Source organism: Vibrio sp. V42_P2S4T144 (genome assembly GCF_009904715.1).
GTDB lineage: Bacteria > Pseudomonadota > Gammaproteobacteria > Enterobacterales > Vibrionaceae > Vibrio > Vibrio alginolyticus.
The window spans coordinates 1-3,140 of the sequence record NZ_WXWS01000510.1 but is presented as its reverse complement, the minus strand read 5'-3'; the positions used below and the strand labels follow the sequence as shown (position 1 = coordinate 3,140).

The window sequence follows — 3,140 nt, the reverse complement described above, 5'->3', positions numbered from 1 at the left end:
AATGTCCATACCAAGAGGGCTTAACCGGACCACATCAACCAGCCCTTTCATACTTGGTAAGTCATTTATGAGGTTGTAGCAATACCCTGACTGTGTTTGAATGCCGTTAAGGTTAAAGACTTCTTGCCCTTCTTGGCTGCTGACCTGGATACCCGTGGGGTATTTGATACAGCAGGTTTCGCAATCGTCTTTCGCTCGGTTTTCAGCTCGGGCTGTGAAACAGCGAGCGGAATACGCTAAAGGCAAATAACCGTGGCTAAATACCTCAACTTCAAACTTGTTACGAATACCAAGCTCGTGACACTGAATTAAAGTATCGTTTAACCATTCGCGAGATAGCTCGACAGGCATGCACCAACGCATCATACCTTGCTTTAAAAATAAGTTGAGCGTGTGTGCGTTATAAGTATTGATTGCAGGGCCAACGACGAAAGGCACTTTATGCTCTGATGCCAATTGAACAGCAGATACGTCATTTGCTTCAATCGCGAAGTCACCGTTGTCGATGTACTTCTTCATTATGTTTACTTCACTCGGAGCTTCTAGTAGTGCCATTGTTGATAGCACCACTTGCTTGCCAGATGCAGACAGCTCTTTTGCGATTTCAAGCCAATGCGAAGGCTTCATTTCTCGACGTTTTGAACATACGGTTTCCCCAAGATAGATGATGTCCGCGGAGCTTGATTTCGCTTGTTCATAAAACGCTTCGATGTCTTGTTTTGGCCAGAAGTACAACAGCGGGCCAAGCGCGTATTTCATTGAATTATCCATCTTAACCTCTACTGCCATTTGCGGTGATAAGCGCCAAGTGTGGTCTGCGTACCTTCAGACACGTTTGCCAATGCGGCATCCCAAGCCGCTTCGACTTGATAAGCTTCTGGGTTTGCTTGGTAACGGTCAATCGCGGCTCGCCATGTTCGAGTGACTTGTTCTACGTAAGCTGGGCTACGTTGGCGACCTTCAATTTTTACAGACGCCACATTTGCAGCAAATAGTTCTGGCAGCATAGAGAGGGTGTTCAAACTGGTTGGTTCTTCCAGTGCGTGGTAGCGTTTTTTCTCGCCTTCGATTTCTGCTTCGAAACGACCTTTACACAAGGTAGGGTAGCCCGCATTTTCACCGGCGCTGTAGCGATCGATCAAAATGTCGTTAAGGCGGGATTCCAGGCCATTTTCTGTTTCTTGCCAGCGAACGTACTTAGCTGGAGAGCATGCTCCCACAGTGTTTGGAGACTCGCCTGTCATATATGACGATAGGTAGCAGCGACCTTCAGACATGATGCAAAGGCTACCAAAAGCAAAGACTTCTAACTCGACATCGCTAGTGATGTTGCGTGAAAGCTGTTTGACCTGATGAATCGATAAAACGCGAGGTAATACTACCCGTTTTACGTTGAAGTTTTGTTTGTAAAAATCAATGGCTGCGACGTTGGTCGCTGATGCTTGCACTGAAAGGTGTAGTTCCAGATCGGGATATTTGCGAGCCGCGTACTCCAGCACTGCAATGTCTGCAACAATCAGCGCGTCTACACCCAGTGCCGCTGCATTGTCTACTGCGTTCGTCCAGCGCTCGAAGCCATTGGGATGAGCGAAGGTATTCAACGCGACATGAATTTTTTTATTGCGGTCATGAACGTATTGCACCGCTTTTTCTAATTTCTTGCCGTTAAAGTTGAGGCCAGCAAAGTGACGGGCGTTGGTATCATCTTTGAAACCAATGTAGACGGCATCGGCACCGCAATCAATCGCAGTTTTTAACGCAGGTAGGTTACCCGCGGGACACAAGAGTTCCATATGCTCACAATCATTGAGAATAAAAAGGTGTCCGCATTTTATGAAGAATTATGAATAGCGAAATTGACCTAAGTTAGGTTTAGCTCAATAAAGTCGATATTTACCCCTTGCGAGTAAGGGTATCGGGTCGGGGTTAGTTCTTGTGACGACGATTCTGTACAAACAGCTCTTCAATTTCATGTTTTGGCTGCGGGCGATAAAAATGGAATCCTTGAATCGCATTACATTGAAGGTTAGAGAGCAAAGTAGCTTGCTGGTGGGTTTCCACCCCCTCGGCAACGACAGTTAAGTCGAGCGACTTACCCAGATTAATGATGTTTTCAATCACAGTGACTTGTTTCGGTAGTGTGTCGATATCATTAATAAAAGCGCGGTCGATTTTTAGCTCGTCAATAGGGAAACGCGCTAAGTAGGAAAGAGAAGAGTAGCCGGTACCAAAGTCATCGATAGAGAGAGCGAAGCCAAGCTTTTTAATCGCATTCAACATTTGCAGTGTATGTTCGCTATCACTCATCACGGCACTTTCGGTTAGCTCGAAGGTAATACAGCTTGGATCAAGCTCGGTAGTGCGAAGCAGCTTTTCCATAAAGTCGATCAGCTGTGGGTTGCCAAATTGCTCGGGAGAGAGGTTGATGGCGACACGGCCTGGCAGTATGCCTTGTTGCTTCCAACGTTTTACCGTATTGAAAACATCACGCATCACGACACGTCCAAGGTGTTCGATTAACCCAGCGCGTTCGGCGACAGGAATGAATGAGCCAGGACTAATGTACCCTTCGACAGGATGCTTCCAACGAACGAGCGCTTCTGCGCCGTTGATACTGAAGTCTCGCGCGTTAACCTTAGGTTGATACCACACTTCCAAACCGTTCTGCTGCAATGCTTTTTGCAGTTCGATTTCAAGCCACAAACGCATACGCGCTTCTTTGTTCATTTGATCGTTAAATTTGATCAGACGATTTCTACCACGATCTTTGGCTTCATACATCGCAGTATCGGCATTTTGTAGTAGGATTCGCGCATCTTGTCCGTCTTCAGGGTATCGAACGCTACCAATTGAACAGGCAAGGCGTTTGCTGAAGTGGTGTAAATCGAAAGGCTGGTTGATCAACGAGATAATGCGATCGGACAAAATTTCAGCCATGCGGGTATTTTCTGGCTCCGGCAGAATGACACCAAACTCATCGCCACCCAAATGACCAATAATCGCTTGGTTTGGCAGTAACCGTTTAAGACGGGCCGATACCTCTTGAATCACTTTATCGCCAATATGGTGACCAAGTGAGTCATTAATGTTTTTGAAGTTATCGATATCCAAATAGAACACCAGAAGCGGTGTTTGCTTTT

At 46.3% G+C, this 3,140-nt stretch carries 3 protein-coding genes; all 3 read right to left on the bottom strand.

Going from position 1 to position 3,140, the window contains the following annotated elements:
- The coding region (locus tag CAG68_RS16880) for a U32 family peptidase (RefSeq protein ID WP_161441398.1) at positions 1-759 on the bottom strand (759 nt) is incomplete at its 3' end.
- Between the two features lie 20 nt (positions 760-779).
- Positions 780-1,793, bottom strand: a complete 1,014-nt coding sequence (gene ubiU, locus CAG68_RS16875; RefSeq protein ID WP_005386427.1) for a ubiquinone anaerobic biosynthesis protein UbiU — start codon at positions 1,791-1,793, stop codon at positions 780-782.
- A gap of 133 nt (positions 1,794-1,926) precedes the next feature.
- Positions 1,927-3,140 (bottom strand): EAL domain-containing protein (locus CAG68_RS16870; protein WP_161441397.1); only part of this gene is annotated, 1,214 nt, incomplete at its 5' end.